Below are 18240 nucleotides of genomic sequence, written 5' to 3' on the forward strand. Positions count from 1 at the left end.
ACGTCAAGTTAGTAAGACCCCTTGAAGACGACGAGGTAGATAGGGCAGAGGTGGAAGTGCAGTAATGCATGGAGCTGACTGTTACTAATAGGTCGAGGGCATAACCAAGCAGGGTGATAGGAAATGGATGTTTGAAAGATTCTTTGTGTGTAGTTTTGAAGGTACATCAGATAGATGGGATGAGAGGACGATACCGATTGGTATCGTTTTTTTTGTATTTAAAGAACAGTGGTGGGTGCCATAGGAATAAGTAGGATATAAAAAAAGAAAAGATATAAGAAATATAGAGAAAATAAGCAATATGGAGAAAGAAGGTTGATAGATTATAAGTTGCTTTTGAGACTATTTTGAAAATGGAGAGCAAAGGGGCCTGCTCCCTTTGCTCAATAACAATCCCAGTTGTATAGAACCCTGGAGAAGTTTAGTGTTTCTAAATCATGGGTGGTTATAAAGAAGTTAGCGACTCCGCTGTCGCCCCAGATAATTTCTTTTCCATTAAATTGATCTGTATCTATTTGTAAAAGAAGAATCTTATGATCTTCATTTTTCCCTTCACGGGGATCCCACTGGGTGAAAAGTGGGTAGCCGCCGATTTTATGTCCACCCATACAAAACTGTTCTGATATCATTTCTTCATCTAAACTATCTAAGTTTGAAATCGGGAAATCTGGATATTCCTGATTCCAAACTTTAACAAAGGTCTGTACAAATTGAAAATCGCAGTAAGACATGGACTCTTTTTCTAATGTGAAATGGAGGCCAAATTCGTCCTGGATTGGAAAATAGCTTTTGTTTTCACAATAAGGATGATACTTGTAATCAATTTCTGTGCTTGTCACACTTTCGTCAATGGTTGGATAATAAAGAATCCGATAATCATCTGCTTCTAAAGAATATTCAAAATCCAGCCCTGTTGTATCATCGTCTAATACCCAGAATTGCAGTAGACCTGTGAGGGAAAGTCCTATTCGTGATGGTGGCAGTTCATCCATGCGTATCTGCGCAAGCAGACGTAGTTGTTGTCCATTTTGATTCACTGGTACTTCCAGAGTGCGTGGGAGATAGGGCCGACCACCGAATTTGCTTGCAAATATAGAGTGCGCCTGGTCTTCTAAATGGATTTGTATCACTTCCCTTTCAGTGTGTTTTTTGGATACCTGAATCACGTGGTTTACATCAGGCCTTTTGTCTGTGGAAGGACTTTCTGATGGCCTGGGTATCTTTTTGAATAAGGATATCTTCATATGTTTTCCGCCTCCGATTTATAAGATTAGAAGATCTGGATATAAACTGATTTTAACTTGTTTTTTCTAAATCTGCATCTATATTATGTGCTTTCTGGGACTATAAGTCCTCTGTTAGCAGCAAAGTCGAGAAGCTATTGGCGTTTATAGACAAAATACCATCTTCTTAATTGTAAAAAATGCTGAATATTCTTCTTCTTGTCATTAAATTGGTTAATTAATTGACAAACAGAAAATAAGAGTTATAATTACATTAAACAATGTTCGACGAACTATGTTCAACAAATGAAAGGAGAAACATATGTATTTAACAGACGAACAACAGGCCATCTTAGATGGCAGACAGGGGGAATTGCTCCAGAAGACGATGGAGACTCTGGTACGGTATGGAGAGGTATATGAAGCCGACCGCATGGTTGAACTGGATGGGCCGGTACAGCTTGTATGCTCTTTTGCGATGGCGCCACTGAGACCATTTTTTAAAATCTTAGGCGAGTTTAAAGCTGCAGGAATCAAGACCAAGCTTCCATTTACAGCGGACCCAAGACCAATGGATTTTGAAAACATGGGATTTCATGGGAACACGGTGGAAGAGACGGTCTATAAGAAATTATATTCCACACAGCCGGAGTATGAGGAGCTTTTAAAAAGCGTGGGTTTGAAGGATCAGGATGCATTTTCCTGTGCTTGTTATTTTGACGAGATTGGCAATACGCCCTCCTATGGAGATAAGCTGGCATGGGCAGAGTCTTCCGCCGTAGTGTATGCGAATTCCGTTCTGGGGGCCCGTACTAACAGAAATTCCGGCGTAATCGAGATATTCAGCGGAATACTGGGGCTGACTCCGAACTTTGGTTTTATGACGGATGAAGGCAGAAAAGCCGATTGGGTGATTGAATTAAAGACAACGAAGCTGCCTCGTCCGCAGATTTTGGGAAGTGCAATCGGATTTAAGGTTATGGAGAAGGTCCCATATATCAAAGGTTTGGATCAATATCTAGGCAGTGTGATTGATCAGAATGCAAAAGATTTTCTAAAAGATATGGGCGCTGCAACCGCATCCAACGGTGCAGTCGGCCTCTATCATGTGGAAAATCTAACACCAGAAGCAAAAGAACATGGAGATGCACTCATTCGTGAAGGTGCGCAGACATATGTGATTGATGATGCCGAACTGGAACGGGTGAAGAATTCCTATCCGATTCTCTGGAAATATGAGCATGCCATTCCTTACAAGGCATATATCGGATGTCCACACTGCTCCTACGACCAGTTGATTCAATGGGCAGAGAAGTTTGAAGAAGCTCTGGTACGGCATAACAAAAAGAGAATCTCCGTAGATACGGTAATCTGTAGTGCTCCGGCTGTCATTAGACGTTTTAAAGAAACACCTTATTATGAAAAGTTGACGAAGATCGGTGTGGAAATTGGAGGCGTGTGTCCTCTGATGAGAGTGAGCGGTATGGATGGAGTCCCTGTGATCACAAATTCCAACAAGCTGCGGACCTATTCAAAGTCCAGGTATCTAGACGATGATGAGCTGGTAGATGTAATTGTGACAGGAGGTGGCATGTAATGAAGGAATATAAAGGAAGAGCAGTTGTAAAAGGTAATGTGACCGGACGTTTACTTGTTTCCCATTATGGTCTGAATGTTCTGGCATCCTATTCAGGAGTACTTACCAACCCGTCGGCACCGGCAGTCTGCATTGATGCGGATAATAAGGATCTCTACAACAAGGACCTGGCAGGGGTGATTTTGTGCATTCCGCAGGTCATCGGTTCCACCACTGCTGGGATGCTGATTCAGACAATTGCGGCATTGAAAAAACATCCGAAGGCAATCATATTTGCCAATCCAATCGACTCCCTGGCGTTATCCGGTGTCCTTCTGGCGGATATCTGGGAAAATACAAAGATCGTGGCTGTAGATCGACTGGGAGAGGCCTTCTTGGACGAGGTAAAAGATGGACAGATGGCTGAAATTAAAGAAGACGGAACCATAATTATTGAGGATGAAAGGGAGGGAAGAGAATGAATAAAAAGTATGCTCCACTGTTTGAACCAACCAGCATTGGAAAGTTAAGATTGAAAAATAAAATGGCAATGGCCCCTATGGGACCTATCGGTTATGCGGACCCCAATTTTGCATTTACACAGAGACTACAGGACTATTATGTAGAGAGAGCAAAGGGCGGAATCGGCCTGATTATTACTGGGTTATGTGATGTCGCACCAGAAATTGAGGGGATTCCCCAGCCGGGAATGCCGAGTCCTACAGTCAATCCGATGGCTTTTGTACATAATGCAAACCAGATGAATGAACGTGTTCATGCTTATGGATGTAAAATCCTGCTTCAGCTTACAGCAGGAACTGGAAGAAGCACTATGCCGGGCAATGCAAAGAACTACATTGCTCCGTCTGCGCAGGTGAACCGTTTCGATGTCCGTATCCAGCACAGGGAGATGACAAAAGAAGAGATTGCAATTATGACGAAAAAATTTGTGCAGTCAGCAGTGATCGCGCAGCGTGCAGGCTTTGATGGTGTGGAGATTCATGCAGTTCATGAAGGATATCTGCTGGATCAGTTTGCAATCGCACTATTTAATCAGCGTACAGATGAATATGGTGGAAGCCTTGAGAACCGTCTGCGTTTTGCAACGGATATTGTGAAAGGAATTAAGAAGGCGTGTGGAACAGATTTTCCAGTGTCACTGCGTTATAGTCTAAAGAGCTGTATGAAGGCTATTAGACAGGGAGCCCTGCCAGGAGAAGAGTATATCGAAGCAGGGCGTGACGTTGAGGAAGGAATCGAGGCAGCAAAGCTTCTTGCAGCTGCAGGATATGATGCACTTAATGTAGATGCCGGAACTTATGACTCCTGGTTCTGGAACCATCCGCCAATGTATTTTGAGGAAGAGGGAATGTACCGCCCAATCGGAGAGATTTTGAAAAAAGAAGTAGATGTGCCGATTATTCTTGCAGGACGTATGGAGAATCCTGACATAGCTGTAGAGGCACTCGGAAAATCCTGCGATATCGTGGAATATGGACGCCAACTTCTATCAGATCCTTACTATCCTGAGAAGTTAAGGACTGGAAGGCTAGATGAGATCCGTCCATGTCTGGGCTGTCATGAAGGCTGTCTGGGACATATTACAAAGGGACCGATCAGCTGTGCAGTGAATCCGGCCTGTGGACGTGAGGAAATTTATGCGCTTCCACCGGCAAACGGGGAGAAGCATATTCTTGTGATCGGCGGCGGTGTTGCAGGGTGTGAAGTAGCAAGAGCATGTGCTGAACGCGGCTACAAAGTAACTCTATGCGAAAAAACCGGTGAATTAGGAGGAAATCTGATTCCGGGAGGAGTGCCAAGCTTCAAGAAATATGACGGGATGCTGGTGAAATGGTATCAAAAGCAATTAGAACTTCTCAAGGTCGAGGTGAAATATCATACGGCAGTATCCAAAGAGGATGTCAAGGGGTATCATGCGGATGCAGTTGTCGTGGCGACAGGTTCCAAGCCAATCCACCTGACACAGGAAGCATTGAAGACTGCGGTTCCGGCAGATGATATCCTTCTTGGAAAGGTCGTTCCAGGAGAGAAGATTGCTGTGATCGGCGGCGGGCTGGTCGGATGTGAGACAGCCTTATGGCTTGCACAGCAAGGCAAAAAGGTAGAGATTATTGAAATGCTCCCGGAGGTAGTCGGAGGAATTCATGGAATTCCGTTCATGAACTATTCTATGTTGATGGCGCTGTTGGAAAAGCATCAGGTAGCAATACACACGAGTACTACAGTAACAAAGATTGAGGCTGGAAAAGTCCTTACAAAGTCAGGAAACTATGTCAGTGAGATTGAGGCAGACACTGTCATTTCGGCAGTTGGATACCGTTCGGATAATCAATTATATCAGGATCTTATTGATATTCCAGTACCGCTGTACAATGTAGGAGATTCAAATCAGGTACATAATATTATGTATGCAATCTGGGATGCCTATGAAATCGCACGGAATATCTAAAGTCTCTTATTCCAGATGACTTTCTAATGTTCCGGCCCCATCCTTAAGCAGACCTTTTAAAAGAAAGAGCAGGTCTTCCTGTGCGCGTTCTTCAAGATTATATTGATAGTCGTGCAGACACCAGTCAATAATATCTCCGCGGTTAGTACGTATCATGAACTCGGCCAACTCTTCCGCGGTCTTTTCCGTACTAAAAAGTCCCTGCTTAACAGCTTCTTTCGTATAGTACAGGATAGTCTGGTAATACTTGCGAGTGTCCTTGGTCGCATATCCTTCCCGGATAGAAAGCATACCGATGTACAGCTCCTTGGTAAAACCGGCTGTCCTGTCCGCTACATAACGGGTCTGGTTCATAATGATATCATAAATTGCACGGATCGGGTTGGGATTCGTCTGTGTGTAGGTTTCCAGATATTCTTCCAGATCCAGGTCATAGAATCCGAATCCCTGATTGATAATATCCTCCTTGGAGGAAAAATAATGGTAAAATGTTCCGATGGAGACTTCTGCACACTGACAGAGGTCTCTGATCGTAAGGTCAGGAAAGCCCTTCTCCCGCAACAGATAAAGCGCCGCTTTTACAAGATTTTCTTTTGTCTGCATAGCCTGTTTCTGACGTTTGTTCATAATAGCCGCCTTTCTGATTCATTGAATTGATGTCAATATCGTACCGTATTTTAGGTGGAATGTAAACAGTGAATCATCTATCGGCTGGCAGAAGATCAGACCAGATTAGAGAAAGGCGTTTCTGTTGCCGATATCTGCACTACATCAAAAAAAGAAGCATTGACTTATGGAAAGGTCAATGCTTCTTTTTGGTCTTCACATCTTATTCAAAAGACACGGGCTTAATAAAATTAAGCAGCTGTTACGTTAACAGCCTGTGGTCCGCGGTTTCCTTCTGTAATTTCGAATGTTACTTTCTGTCCTTCTTCCAGGCTCTTGTAACCATCAGCAGCGATTCCTGAGAAGTGTACGAATACGTCTTCACCGTTCTCGTCGTTTGTGATAAATCCAAATCCTTTTTGTGCGTTAAACCATTTAACTGTACCTCTGTTCATGAAGATACCTCCTAAAAATAATAATATTTTGTTGTAAATCCTCTGATAATAAAAAATCACATATTTTTGTAAAGCATTATCAATGGAACATAATGACTTACAAAAATATGTGAAATCTAATCCGATGAAAATACAAGTAAAGAATAACATAGAAAAACCAATCCGTCAAGCGTTTTCAGGAATAATATCACCAAAATGTCACAGGTTCCAGAAATGTTCACTTTTAGGCGTCATATTCCCATTTATTTCGTATAGATCAAAAGATTGTATTTTCCGCCGCATGACAGAGAACCATGCAGCGGAAGATACAGCTTCATATGTACGAAAAAAAGTTATGGATATACAGTTATGAATATACGGGTGCAAATTTGTTCTATTTTACAGCAACAGGTGCTATTGCTGCTGCTTCTACCTCCTGCTGTTCTGTAATCACACCCTCCAGATATTTTAAAAATTCCGCCACCATAGGCGAAGGACGGTAACCTTTTCTGTAGATATAGTAATATTCCCAGTCAACATCGATATCAGGCAGCGGGAGTGCTGTCAGAAATGGATGCAGCTCTTCTACATGAAGTTGGGTCGTACCAATAAAGATTCCGTCCGAATGTCCGATAAAATTATACATGAAACGCATACTATCCGTGTAAATGGTCTGCTCAAACTGATTATAAAAAGGAAAACCAGCGACCAAATTATAATCATCCAGAAGATTGGCATCATAGTCCGTACGGAAGATGGGGTATTGGTAAAGATCTTCCAGATGAAGCTCTGCCTTTTCAAGCAGCGGATGCCCCTTTCTAAGGATTGCATAAGATTTGGTTCGGAACAGAAATTCATGGACCAGATCTCTTTTTTTCAGGTCCTTGATCCATTCCATGTTATCCGAGGCGAGGACGGCAATGATACCGATATCAACTTTCCTTGTCACAACGTCAATGATGACTTGGGCACTGTCTTTTTCATACAGATGTAGTGCATACTTCTTATCTTTCAGATAATCCTGGCTGAATTCTACCAATGCTTTTGCTACAAATGCAGCGCGGTCGCTCGAAAATTTCAAAATCTGCTGTTGGGATGAGGACTGCGGGACATGAAGCTGTTGGATATTCTCTAATTCTTGAATGATTGTCTTGGCAGAAGCTAAAAATTGTTTTCCTTCATCTGTGGGTCTTACTCCTTTTCTGTCACGGATAAAGATACTGTATCCCAGTTCTGTCTCAAGGTCCTTGATTGCGTTGCTGAGCGCTGGCTGCGAGATAAAGAGCGTCTGTGCAGTCTTATTAAAAGATCCTTGTCTTGCAATTTCAATGACATACCGTAACTGCTGAATATTCAAATAATCATCTCCTATCATTCCATGACATATTACAAATTTTAATCATCATAGCATAAAAATCATGAAAGTAAAAGATAGAAACACGAGGATATAGGTAACTTCGATGAATTGATTTATTTTTCTGATAACTGTTATAAGAAATAGGAATTGGAAAGGAAACAAGATCTCGTAGTATGATAATTACAAGAAAAGGAATCGTAAAATTCATTTTGAAAAAGAATGGGAGGATTTTTATGGGAAAGAAAACGAAAAAGCACGTAGAAAAACGGCTGCCCAAATTCTGGGAGGCAATGATACCACTGGTCGCTCTGGTTGTTCTGCTGGTCTATGGAAAGGGAGTCAAAAACTATTCGGTAGAGGCCCTTCTGATTATTGCTGCTGTTATTGCAGCTATTATTGGACGCCGCACCGGACACACCTGGGAGGAAATGGAACAGGAGATTGGCAATAAGATTAAATCAGCATTCGGAGCAATCATGATTTTATTGGCTGTAGGAATGATTATCGGAAGTTGGATCTTGTCAGGCTGTATTCCCATGATGATTTATTATGGTGTTAAGATTATTAACCCGCATATGCTTCTGACTACGGCTTTTATCGTATGTGCAGTGATTTCAGTCGTGACCGGAACTTCATGGGGGTCTGTAGGAACCATGGGCGTTGCTATCATGGGAATCGCCGGGGCACTTGGTGTATCACTTCCTGTGGCAGCAGGCGCGGTACTCTCCGGTGCATACTTTGGTGATAAGATTTCTCCTTTGTCAGATACCACAAATCTGGCACCGATGGTCTCAGGCTGTACCTTATATGAACATATTAAACATCAGATGTGGACAATTGTACCGCCTACCGTGATCTGTCTCGTGGCATATACCATTCTTGGTATGAGCGGAAAGGTCTCTAATGCAGTCAATGCAGAAGGTGTGGATATCATGATGGGACAGTTAGATACCTTATTTAATTTTAATATCCTGCTTCTCTTACCGGCAGTCATTGTCCTGGGAGGTTCCCTGATGCGCCTGCCAACGACTCCGATCATGGTCGTTTCTGTAGCTGTTGCCAGTGTAGAGAGCATGATTTTCCAGCATGCGGCACTGGGAGATGTTTTATCTGCAATGATCAATGGATTTAACCTGGATCTGCTCCATGTTCCGGGATTTGATATGGCAGCAATTGTTCCTGAAATCAACACGCTGTTGGTGAGAGGTGGTCTTTCTAGTATGATGAGTACAATTCAGCTTCTCATGGTCGCACTGACATTTGCAGGAATGCTGGTTGCCTCAGGATGTACAGAAGTGCTGTTGAACAAACTACTTTTATGTGTCAAGAGTACAGGCGGCCTGATTGCTTCTACCTTATTTGCTACAGCAGGGCTTGCATTTACAGTAGGCGCTACCTACCTTACAATCATTCTCCCGGGCGAATTATTCCGGGATGTTTATAAAAAGAGAGGACTGGCACCTGAAAATCTTTCCCGGTCCCTTGAGGATGCCGGTACAGTGATTATGCCGCTGGTTCCCTGGTCGACAAGTGGTGTGTTCATGTCCTCCACACTGGGTGTTTCCGTAATGGCATACCTGCCGTGGGCCTTCCTGTGTTATTTGTGTATCGTATTTGCACTGATCTATGGCTTTACAGGAATCGGCATTAAGAGACTATCACCCGGGGAAATGGAGGATCAGACTGAGGCAAAGGTGGATGTGGTCCAGGCAGTCCCAAAGGAAGCATAATAGATGATAAAGGAGAAAAACCATGAAAGTTGGAGAATTATTGGCTGTCGGCTATCGCGGTGGTTATGAGGACCTTGGTTTTACAGGGCATATTTTGGTGGTAGATTCCGCCGGAGAGATTATTTACAGCTTAGGAGACCCTGATAAGATGGTATTTGCCCGGTCTTCTGCAAAATTATTTCAGGCGATGGTCGTTCTGGAAAGCGGAGCTGCTGATTATTATGGGATCACCAATAAAGAGGTATCTCTGATCTGCTCTTCCCACAGTGGAGAGGATTATCATGTGGAAGCTGTGCGGGAGATTTTGGAGAAGGCTGGGCTTTCAGAGGATTATCTGCAGTGCGGTACACATTATCCCATGTACCAGCCGCTTGCAGATCAAATGCGGCGGGAGGGAATCGAACCGATTCCGGCACAGGAGATGTGTTCCGGCAAGCATGCAGGCATGCTGATCACCTCGAAGTATTTAAAAGACAGCCTGGAAGATTATTATCTCACCTCTCATCCGCATCAGCAGAGAATCCTTAAGATGCTGGGAGAAATCTGTGATTACCCTGCTGAAAAGATCGAGCTTGGTATTGATGGATGTGGTGTTCCAGTCCATGCGATGCCGATGTACAATTTTGCATTAGGCTTTGCGAAGCTCAGCCGCCCGGAGGTACTTCCAGAAGGACATAGGAAGTCAGCCGAAAGAGTCGTTGAGTCTATTCAGGAATATCCACTCTATGTCTCAGGGACAGGGCGTCCAGATGCACGGATCAATGCGCTCAAGCGGAAAAATGTTTTCAGTAAATCTGGTGCTGATGGTTTCTATGGACTGGGAATTAAGGACAAGGGGCTCGGCATTGCAATCAAACTGGATTGCGGCATGGGGCCGGTCAGAGATGCGGTCGTAGTGGAAACTCTGCGTCAGCTTGGAGAAATTCTGGATAGTGAGCTTGGTGATTTTAAGCCGGAGACAAAGATGAATGTCTATAATTTCAAAAAAGAGGTTGTAGGACAGACCCGTTGTATTTTCCAGTTATAAATAGGATTGTCTGATATGGCACAGGAGAAATGGAGGACTATGAATAAGAAGAATCAAAATCACTTTTTGGATAACGGAGGAACTCTTCTGATTATGACCGCGGGTATCCTCTGGGCAACGATGGGGATTTTCGTCCGACAGCTTACCGCGTACGGACTGACATCAATCCAGATTTCCTGCCTCAGGCTGACGGTGGCCGCTGTCTTTTATGTAGTGATTATGTTGTTTCAGAATCCGTCGGGATTTCGAATCAACTGGCGGGATATTCCCCTGTTTTTCAGCCTTGGTCTATGTGGGCTTGCGATTGTTACATGTACCAATTTTACTGCCATACAGATGATGTCAATGTCGGTCGCTTCTATTTTAATGTATACCTCCCCCATATGGGTGATGCTGATGTCCATCTTGTTCTTCCATGAAAAGGTGACCAGAAGAAAGCTGGGGGCTCTAATCATTGCTTTTATGGGCTGCATCCTGGTTTCTGGCAGTGGGGGAGGACTGGTGACTCCGGTGGGAATCGTGCTTGGAATCATTTCCGGCATCTCTTATGGGTCTTACAGTATCATCGGAACTGTGGCCCTGCGGAAATATCCTCCCTTGGTGGTGACGACTTACAGCTTTTTATTCGCAGCAATGGTCATGTGCATAATTGCCAGACCTTCGGAGTTTGTAACAGTGTACCATGCAGCAGGTGACAAATTCGGACTGGTGGGCTGGTCTGTGGCCCTTGGAATCGTAACGGCTGTGGTACCGCATCTTCTGTATACAATAGGGCTCAAGACAACTCCTGCCAGTAAGGCTGCCATTCTTGCAACAATCGAGCCAATGATGACTACCTTGTTCGGGGCTGTGATATATAAAGAGCCTCTGACTTGGGGGTCTGCACTTGGAATTGTATGTATTCTGGGCGCGGTGGTAATACTAAATGTGAATCTGCCCGTCTTATCCTTTCAAAAGAGCCGCTGATGACGGCTCTTTTGTTATGATATAGTAATTCTGTCAGCTTTCCATGCAATGCATTTGAATTTCCGCGGAAAAACTATGGAACTATATATTCTGATATGTTAGAATGTGGAATAATCAGTTCAATTTAATTTCATCGGGGAAGCAGCAGAGCGGATTGTGAATATCTGGTTTGACTGTGTGCAGAATAGAAAGTGGGTATGACATGGAATTTAATAAAGAAAATTTAAGGAAAATCAGGGGGCTGATTCTTTTTACGATCATTGTACTGATAGCTCTCTGGAAATACACTGTTGTTCTGGAGGCGTTAGGATTTTTGCTTGGAATCATTTTTCCGTTTCTTTTAGGAGCTGCAATCGCGTTCATCCTGAATGTACCAATGCATTTTATAGAAGAAAAGCTCTTTTATAATAAGAAGACAAAGAATCAGAAGTGGGCAAAGAGATTATCCAGGCCGGTCAGTCTCGTGCTGACAATTATATTTGTGTTGGGAATTATTTCTTTGGTCATCTTTGTTGTAGTACCAAAGCTGGGCAGTACCTTTATGTCCCTGGGAAAAAGTATACAGGCTTTTGTGCCGAAGGTTCAGATTTGGGTGGAGGAGCTGTTCAATAATAATAAAGATGTGGTGGCCCTGGTCAACGATATTCGGATTGACTGGGACAAGGTGCTGAATGGGATCATGTCATTCTTCAAAAATGGGGCTGGAAGCGTTCTTGGATCAACCTTTACAGTCGCGAAGAGTATTGTAAGCGGAATGACGACTTTTGTAATTGCTTTCGTGTTTGCGTGCTATATCTTATTACAGAAGGAACGGCTGAATATTCAGGTTCGGAAGATTATGTATGCTTATCTGAAACGGGAATATGTAGAAAAAATATTAGATATCTGCTCTCTGACTTATAAGACTTTTTCAAGTTTCCTTACAGGACAATGTGTGGAGGCTGTGATACTGGGCGCGATGTTTGTTGTAGCAATGACAATCTGCCGTCTGCCTTATGCACTGTTGGTCGGTGTGCTGATTGCGTTTACGGCGCTGATTCCGATCTTCGGAGCGTTTATCGGATGCGTAGTCGGAGCGTTCCTGATTCTAATGGATGCGCCGATGAAAGCAGTAATCTTTGTTATCCTGTTCCTGGTGCTTCAGCAGATCGAAGGGAATCTGATCTATCCAAAAGTCGTGGGAGGCTCAGTCGGACTTCCGTCTATCTGGGTGCTGGCAGCAGTCAGCATCGGCGGGAGCCTGATGGGGGTCGTGGGGATGCTCGTGTTTATCCCGATCGTGTCAGTGATCTATACATTGTTTCGGAACCATGTGTATGGACAGCTCGAGAAAAAAGGGCTTCAGATTGACCAGGAATCCGGGAATCCGGTGGAGTTGTCTAAAGCAGAAGCGGCGGATTCAGGGAATGGGATTACTGGGAATGAAAACTAAAAGTAGAATAATATGCGAAAAAGTGATATACTAGACACATTAACGGTAACACGATAGAAGATTTATGAGGAAAAAAGCATGGGAAAGAAGAATATGCGATTAAAGGGACAACTGCGGATGTATATGCAGTGGCCGCTGATTATGACCGTTCTTTTGCTCGCGATGAACATCTGGATGTATATGATCGACAGGAAGGCAGGCGCTATGATGTCTGTTTTTGTTGTCATTTATCTTGTGATAGCAGGAATCCTGTATTTTTATAACCGCTCGCTTATTCTGGCGGACCTGATTCAGTTTTCCACCCAGTATAAGGGAATTCAGAACACACTGCTCAAGGAGCTGGCGATTCCTTATGCGATTCTTTTGGAAGATGGACGTATCCTCTGGAAGAATGGCAGCTTTAATGACATGATTGAGGGCCAGAAGCGGGAGAAGTATCTGCAGAAGCTGATTCCAGAGCTGAATACGGGGGTTTTCCCAAGGGAAGAGTCTGACCATGTGGAGATTGAGGTCACCTACAGGGAGAGAGATTACCAGGTCGAGCTTAGAAGGATTTCAGTTGAGGGGTTCAGTGAGGCAGAACAGCTTCTTGCCATTCCACGTGAGAAGGAATATTTCATCGCAGTTTATATGAAGGATGTCACGGAACTGAACGCTTATATCAAAGAGAATGAAGACCAGCGTCTGATTGCAGGACTGATTTATATTGATAATTATGACGAAGTCATGGAGAGTGTCGAGGAAGTGCGGCAGTCTCTTCTTGTTGCCCTCATTGACCGGAAGATCAACAAGTATATCGGTGATATTGACGGCATTGTAAAGAAGCTGGAAAAGGATAAGTATTTTATCGTGATCAAAAAGGAAAGCTACCGCAAGATTGAGGCGGATAAGTTTTCTCTGTTAGAAGATGTAAAGCAGGTGAATATCGGGAATGCACGTTCCGCTACCTTAAGTATCGGACTTGGGCTCAATACGGCTACTTATGCCCAGAGTTATAACTATGCCCGTGTTGCAATCGATCTGGCCCTTGCAAGGGGAGGAGATCAGGCCGTCATCAAGGACTGCAAGGGAATTACATACTTTGGCGGCAAGAAGGAGCAGACCTCTAAGAACACGCGTGTCAAGGCTCGTGTTAAGGCCGAGGCGCTGCGTGAGTTTATCGTTGCAAAGGATCAAGTCATTGTTATGGGACATAAGATTGCGGATGCCGATTCTCTGGGGGCATGTATGGGAATCTACCGTGCTGCTGTGGAGCTGGAGAAGAAGGCACATGTGGTCATCAATGAGATTACGAACTCTGTGCGTCCTTTATATGATGAGATTGCTGAGAGTCCTGCCTATGGAAAAGATATTTTTCTGAATTCTGAACAGGCACTGGACTATATTTCGGATAATACCATGGTCGTTGTGGTGGACACAAATAAGCCTCAGATGACGGAATGCCCGGAGCTGTTAAAGCGTTCCAAGACGATTGCTGTGCTTGACCATCACCGCCAGAGCAGCAACGTAATTGAGAATGCTGTGCTTTCTTATGTGGAGCCGTATTCCTCATCTACCAGTGAGATGGTAGCCGAGGTTCTGCAGTATATTGTAGATGATATCAGGTTCCCATCAGTCGAGGCTGACTGCCTGTATGCCGGAATTATGATTGATACCCGTAACTTTATGAACCGTACAGGAGTGCGTACCTTTGAGGCTGCAGCATTTTTGAGAAGGTGCGGGGCAGACATCACCCGTGTGCGCAAGATGTTCCGTGATGATATGGAATCCTACCGTGCTAAAGCGGAGGCCGTCCGTATGGCAGAGGTCTACAGGGATGAGTATGCGATTGCACAGTGTCCCGGAGATATTGAAAGCCCGACCGTTCTGGCTGCCCAGGCCGCGAATGAGCTGCTGGATATCAGTGGAATTAAGGCGTCCTTTGTTCTGACTGTGTACGAGGGCAGGATTTTCTTAAGCGCCCGTTCGATTGATGAGGTCAATGTACAGATTATTACAGAGAAACTTGGTGGAGGCGGACACATCAATTCTGCCGGAGTACAGTTTGATCATACGGATATGGATTCAGCAATCAGTCTTCTGAAAGAGACAATAGACAATATGATAGAAGAAGGAGATATTTAATTATGAAAGTGATTTTATTACAGGATGTGAAGTCTCTCGGTAAAAAGGGAGAAATTGTGAATGTAAATGATGGATATGCAAGGAATTTTATCCTGCCGAAGAAACTCGGAGTGGAGGCAAATAATAAGAACCTGAACGAGTTAAAGCTGCAGAAGAAGAAAGAAGAGAAGATCGCCCAGGAGAATCTGGATGCGGCAAAACAGTTAAAAGAAAAAATAGAAGCCGATAAAGTCGTGCTTTCCATTAAAGTCGGAGAAGGCGGACGTACATTCGGTTCTGTATCCAGCAAGGAAATTGCAGCAGCGGTGAAGGATCAGATGGGGTTAGACATTGATAAGAAGAAGATTCAGTTAAAGGAGACTATCAAGACTCTTGGTATGCATCCGGTTCCAGTTAAGCTGCACCCGGAAGTGACTGCAGAGTTAAAAGTATCCGTTGTAGAAGAAGCATAAGGGGATTTGCTTTATGGAAATGGAAGCAGCGATTAAGAGAATACTCCCACACAGTGCCGAAGCAGAGCAGGCTGTTGTGGGGGCGATGCTGATGAACAAAGATGCAATTATGGCCGCATCGGAGATCATCAGGGGGGAAGACTTTTATCAGACCGCTTATGGAATTTTATTTGATTCGATGGTAGAACTTTTCCAGGCCGGTAAGCCGGTAGACCTGATTACGCTGCAGGAGCACTTAAAGGAGAAGGACGTTCCACCGGAAATCAGCAGTATGGAGTTTGCCAGAGATCTGATAGCCAGTGTCACAACGTCTGCGAATGTGAAGTATTATGCGGAGATTGTGCAGGAGAAGTCCACATTACGTAAGCTGATCAAGGTCAACGAAGAGGTGACCAATGCCTGTTATCTGGAGAACCAACCTCTCGAAGTTATTTTGGATAAGGCAGAAAAAGGGGTATTTGAGCTGGCAGAACGGGGCAGCGTGCAAGAGTATACGCCGATCAAACAGGTCGTATTGAATGCTCTGGATGTAATTGAGAAGGCCTCTAAGACGACAGGAAGTGTTACAGGTATTCCTACAGGGTTTATTGATCTGGATTATAAACTGTCCGGGTTACAGCGTTCAGATTTGATTTTGGTCGCGGCCAGACCATCTATGGGTAAGACCGCATTTGTACTGAATATTGCACAGCATGCTGCATTCCGTCAGAATTTGGCTGTTGCGATCTTTAGTCTTGAGATGTCCAAGGAACAGTTGGTGAATCGTCTGTTCTCCCTGGAATCGCATGTGGATGCACAGCTTCTGCGTACTGGTAACTTAAAGGATACAGACTGGGAGAAGCTGATCGAGGGAGCTGGAAGAATTGGAAAGTCCAAGCTGGTCATAGATGATACTTCTGGTATTTCAATTACAGAGATGAGGTCTAAGTGCAGGAAGTTCAAGATGGAACTGGGACTGGATCTGATTATCATTGACTACCTGCAGTTGATGAGCGGAAGCGGCGGTAAGAGCAATGAAAGCCGTCAGCAGGAGATTTCTGAAATTTCACGTTCTCTTAAGGGGCTGGCAAGGGAATTGAATGTTCCGGTCATTGCGTTGTCACAGCTCAGCCGTGCTGTTGAGCAGAGGACAGATAAGCGTCCTATGCTTTCTGACCTTCGAGAATCAGGAGCGATTGAGCAGGATGCCGATGTATGTATGTTCATCTACCGTGAGGATTATTATATCCCTGATACGGAAGATAAAGGAATTGCTGAGATTATCATAGCGAAGCAGAGAAATGGTCCGGTCGGGACTGTAAGACTTGCTTGGATTCCGCAGTATACCCGGTTTGGAAATGAACTGCGGCAGCAGGAATCCTAAAAGCAAAAGTATAAAACGAGGCAGAAAAATAAAAAGCGGAAAATCAGGAGAAACAATCCTGGTTTTTCGCTTTTCTTTGTTAATTGAGAAGTTTCTTGAGCTTGCCGATGGGGGTCTCCCTGGCAGCTTCCTTCCGGTTGGCCTGCTGTTGGCGGATCAGGCAGTCCAGCTTACGAAAATGTTCTTCCTCCTGTCGTTCCTTAGCCTGGAACAGAAAGTCCATTTCCCGGATTACATCCTTAGTTACGGTCTGGCTGATTTCTTTTTTCAATGCATCATTATTTGTTGTGACCACTTCGGTCAGCACATCACCAATCAGGGAACGAACCTGTTCTAACTGGGTCACCGGAATGACCTCGGCTTGAGCAACGGCCGGCTTGTCCTTCGCAGTCAGGACAGCGAGAGGATTTGCAGCCACTGTATTGTCTGGACTGGATTGTAAGGTGGTCTTCTTGCCAGTACTGCTCTGGGCAGAAAGAGTCTTTTTCATTTCTTTAGCAAGCAAAAGATCCGCAGATTCTGGTTCGTTATGAGAGCGGCCGGATGTACTTTGAAGATTCGCAGCAGTTGCAGAATTTTCAGTTGTTTTTATGTTTTTTGTCGCTTCCTGGATTTTGGGCCTGTCCTGTTTTTGAACGTCTTGAGATTTCAAAGAATCAGAAGCCTGAACCTTAAGGCGTGTTGCTTTTAATTCTGGGATCAAAGGCTTTAAGTCCTTTAAAAGCATCCCTTCATCTTTTAGTTTTTTAATACAGCGGAAAAGTTGTATATCGTCTTTCGTATAATATCGATGCCCCATTTCTGTGCGCCCGATTACCAGGTCCAGTTCTTCCTCCCAGTAACGTAGGACGTGGGATTCGACCTTCACCTGCTTGGCGGCTTCAGAAATCATAAATCTGACTTCACCCATATTATACCTATACCTCCTTAAAGACATTGATGTTACAAAATTCTTGTGTTCGCTGTTATTATACCATAGCCTGAAGGGGGATTAGAGAGAAATCGTTCGTCAAATTATGTCAGGAAATTTGAAAGAGGAATCAAAGGGGGGATGATATATAGGGAATGAATCTGTCTATATCATAAAAAAATACCGTCCCTTATCGGAACGGTATCTCTGCTTGTGATCACTTTGCGATATATTACTAAAATTATTCTGCTAAAATAGCGCCTGTAGGACAAACAGACTCACATGCTCCACAATCTACGCAAGCGTCAGCGTCGATCTCGTATTTGCTCTCTCCCTGAGAGATAGCTCCTACTGGGCATTCTGCTTCGCAAGTACCGCAGCTTACACATTCATCACTAATTACGTGTGCCATTGTATGTATCCTCCTTTACGAAATATAAACAGTGCTTATGCAACTGCCGATATGCTTATTCTAATATAAATCAAATAAATATACAAGCTATTTTATGCTTTAAATTAGAAACAATTCTGGGAAGGGATGCCAATCAAGGAAAGTACGGAACCAAATAT

General features: G+C 43.9%; 16 protein-coding genes and 1 rRNA gene. 11 read left to right on the plus strand and 6 right to left on the minus strand.

Annotation, left to right across the window (positions count from 1 at the left end):
- Nucleotides 1–108: ribosomal RNA gene (locus HGO97_RS20420) — 23S ribosomal RNA — on the plus strand; the annotation flags it as partial.
- Nucleotides 109–383: 275 nt separating this feature from the next.
- On the opposite strand, the gene HGO97_RS20425 is transcribed toward HGO97_RS20420, so the two are convergent.
- Nucleotides 384–1244 carry a YwqG family protein gene (locus HGO97_RS20425; protein ID WP_216244785.1) on the minus strand — a complete coding sequence of 287 codons (861 nt, stop codon included), beginning with the start codon at nucleotides 1242–1244 and terminating at the stop codon, nucleotides 384–386.
- Between the two features lie 301 nt (nucleotides 1245–1545).
- Here HGO97_RS20425 and HGO97_RS20430 point away from each other — a divergent pair, with 301 nt between their 5' ends.
- The 3 genes from HGO97_RS20430 to HGO97_RS20440 are packed head-to-tail and all read left to right on the plus strand — an operon-like array spanning nucleotide 1546 to nucleotide 5269.
- Nucleotides 1546–2820, plus strand: a complete 1275-nt coding sequence (locus HGO97_RS20430) for an aconitase X (RefSeq protein WP_168866494.1) — start codon at nucleotides 1546–1548, stop codon at nucleotides 2818–2820.
- On the plus strand, nucleotides 2820–3281 hold the full coding sequence (locus HGO97_RS20435; protein ID WP_168866493.1) for an aconitase X swivel domain-containing protein: 462 nt from the start codon (nucleotides 2820–2822) through the stop codon (nucleotides 3279–3281). Before HGO97_RS20430 ends, HGO97_RS20435 begins: the two co-directional genes overlap by 1 nt.
- Nucleotides 3278–5269 (plus strand): FAD-dependent oxidoreductase, encoded by a 1992-nt coding sequence (locus HGO97_RS20440; RefSeq protein ID WP_216244786.1) that lies wholly within the window; start codon nucleotides 3278–3280, stop codon nucleotides 5267–5269. The genes HGO97_RS20435 and HGO97_RS20440 overlap by 4 nt, the downstream gene beginning before the upstream one ends.
- A gap of 6 nt (nucleotides 5270–5275) precedes the next feature.
- Here HGO97_RS20440 and HGO97_RS20445 read toward each other — a convergent pair whose 3' ends face one another.
- From HGO97_RS20445 to HGO97_RS20455, 3 genes are all read right to left on the minus strand, one after another.
- Nucleotides 5276–5896, minus strand: a complete 621-nt coding sequence (locus HGO97_RS20445) for a TetR/AcrR family transcriptional regulator (RefSeq protein WP_216244787.1) — start codon at nucleotides 5894–5896, stop codon at nucleotides 5276–5278.
- 230 nt (nucleotides 5897–6126) lie between these two features.
- Nucleotides 6127–6330: a cold-shock protein gene (locus HGO97_RS20450; RefSeq protein WP_216244788.1), complete on the minus strand. Its 204-nt coding sequence runs from the start codon at nucleotides 6328–6330 to the stop codon at nucleotides 6127–6129.
- A 373-nt stretch (nucleotides 6331–6703) separates the two neighbouring features.
- The gene (locus HGO97_RS20455; protein WP_216244790.1) at nucleotides 6704–7666 is read right to left on the minus strand and encodes a LysR family transcriptional regulator; all 963 of its coding nucleotides are present in this window, start codon (nucleotides 7664–7666) and stop codon (nucleotides 6704–6706) included.
- 233 nt (nucleotides 7667–7899) lie between these two features.
- Here HGO97_RS20455 and nhaC point away from each other — a divergent pair, with 233 nt between their 5' ends.
- From nhaC to dnaB, 7 genes are all read left to right on the plus strand, one after another.
- Nucleotides 7900–9396: a Na+/H+ antiporter NhaC gene (gene nhaC, locus HGO97_RS20460; RefSeq protein WP_216244795.1), complete on the plus strand. Its 1497-nt coding sequence runs from the start codon at nucleotides 7900–7902 to the stop codon at nucleotides 9394–9396.
- 22 nt (nucleotides 9397–9418) lie between these two features.
- A complete protein-coding gene (locus tag HGO97_RS20465) occupies nucleotides 9419–10423 on the plus strand; it encodes an asparaginase (protein WP_216244796.1) in 1005 nt (334 codons plus the stop codon).
- Nucleotides 10424–10462: 39 nt separating this feature from the next.
- Complete coding sequence (locus HGO97_RS20470; RefSeq protein ID WP_216244797.1) at nucleotides 10463–11389, plus strand: DMT family transporter; 927 nt, start codon at nucleotides 10463–10465, stop codon at nucleotides 11387–11389.
- Nucleotides 11390–11591: 202 nt separating this feature from the next.
- Complete coding sequence (locus tag HGO97_RS20475; RefSeq protein ID WP_216244798.1) at nucleotides 11592–12821, plus strand: AI-2E family transporter; 1230 nt, start codon at nucleotides 11592–11594, stop codon at nucleotides 12819–12821.
- 78 nt (nucleotides 12822–12899) lie between these two features.
- Nucleotides 12900–14945, plus strand: coding sequence for a DHH family phosphoesterase (locus tag HGO97_RS20480; RefSeq protein ID WP_216244800.1), 2046 nt, complete (start codon nucleotides 12900–12902; stop codon nucleotides 14943–14945).
- Between the two features lie 2 nt (nucleotides 14946–14947).
- Nucleotides 14948–15397, plus strand: a complete 450-nt coding sequence (gene rplI / locus HGO97_RS20485; RefSeq protein WP_216244803.1) for a 50S ribosomal protein L9 — start codon at nucleotides 14948–14950, stop codon at nucleotides 15395–15397.
- Between the two features lie 13 nt (nucleotides 15398–15410).
- A complete protein-coding gene (gene dnaB, locus HGO97_RS20490) occupies nucleotides 15411–16760 on the plus strand; it encodes a replicative DNA helicase (protein WP_216244805.1) in 1350 nt (449 codons plus the stop codon).
- 79 nt (nucleotides 16761–16839) lie between these two features.
- Here the strand turns inward: dnaB and HGO97_RS24575 are convergent, their stop codons facing one another.
- On the minus strand, nucleotides 16840–17670 hold the full coding sequence (locus HGO97_RS24575) for a MerR family transcriptional regulator (protein WP_216244807.1): 831 nt from the start codon (nucleotides 17668–17670) through the stop codon (nucleotides 16840–16842).
- 241 nt (nucleotides 17671–17911) lie between these two features.
- Nucleotides 17912–18082 (minus strand): DUF362 domain-containing protein, encoded by a 171-nt coding sequence (locus tag HGO97_RS20500; protein ID WP_216244809.1) that lies wholly within the window; start codon nucleotides 18080–18082, stop codon nucleotides 17912–17914.
- Nucleotides 18083–18240: the final 158 nt, after the last annotated feature.

The organism is Faecalicatena faecalis (assembly GCF_012524165.2).
Lineage (GTDB): Bacteria > Bacillota > Clostridia > Lachnospirales > Lachnospiraceae > Faecalicatena_A > Faecalicatena_A faecalis.

What these genes read in the sequence shown, in the direction of transcription:
- HGO97_RS20425 (WP_216244785.1), bottom strand. Translation starts at nt 1,244, where the DNA reads ATGAAGATATCCTTATTCAAAAAGATACCCAGGCCATCAGAAAGTCCT.
- HGO97_RS20430 (WP_168866494.1), top strand. Translation starts at nt 1,546, where the DNA reads ATGTATTTAACAGACGAACAACAGGCCATCTTAGATGGCAGACAGGGG.
- HGO97_RS20435 (WP_168866493.1), top strand. Translation starts at nt 2,820, where the DNA reads ATGAAGGAATATAAAGGAAGAGCAGTTGTAAAAGGTAATGTGACCGGA.
- HGO97_RS20440 (WP_216244786.1), top strand. Translation starts at nt 3,278, where the DNA reads ATGAATAAAAAGTATGCTCCACTGTTTGAACCAACCAGCATTGGAAAG.
- HGO97_RS20445 (WP_216244787.1), bottom strand. Translation starts at nt 5,896, where the DNA reads ATGAACAAACGTCAGAAACAGGCTATGCAGACAAAAGAAAATCTTGTA.
- HGO97_RS20450 (WP_216244788.1), bottom strand. Translation starts at nt 6,330, where the DNA reads ATGAACAGAGGTACAGTTAAATGGTTTAACGCACAAAAAGGATTTGGA.
- nhaC (WP_216244795.1), top strand. Translation starts at nt 7,900, where the DNA reads ATGGGAAAGAAAACGAAAAAGCACGTAGAAAAACGGCTGCCCAAATTC.
- HGO97_RS20465 (WP_216244796.1), top strand. Translation starts at nt 9,419, where the DNA reads ATGAAAGTTGGAGAATTATTGGCTGTCGGCTATCGCGGTGGTTATGAG.
- HGO97_RS20470 (WP_216244797.1), top strand. Translation starts at nt 10,463, where the DNA reads ATGAATAAGAAGAATCAAAATCACTTTTTGGATAACGGAGGAACTCTT.
- HGO97_RS20475 (WP_216244798.1), top strand. Translation starts at nt 11,592, where the DNA reads ATGGAATTTAATAAAGAAAATTTAAGGAAAATCAGGGGGCTGATTCTT.
- HGO97_RS20480 (WP_216244800.1), top strand. Translation starts at nt 12,900, where the DNA reads ATGGGAAAGAAGAATATGCGATTAAAGGGACAACTGCGGATGTATATG.
- rplI (WP_216244803.1), top strand. Translation starts at nt 14,948, where the DNA reads ATGAAAGTGATTTTATTACAGGATGTGAAGTCTCTCGGTAAAAAGGGA.
- dnaB (WP_216244805.1), top strand. Translation starts at nt 15,411, where the DNA reads ATGGAAATGGAAGCAGCGATTAAGAGAATACTCCCACACAGTGCCGAA.
- HGO97_RS24575 (WP_216244807.1), bottom strand. Translation starts at nt 17,670, where the DNA reads ATGGGTGAAGTCAGATTTATGATTTCTGAAGCCGCCAAGCAGGTGAAG.
- HGO97_RS20500 (WP_216244809.1), bottom strand. Translation starts at nt 18,082, where the DNA reads ATGGCACACGTAATTAGTGATGAATGTGTAAGCTGCGGTACTTGCGAA.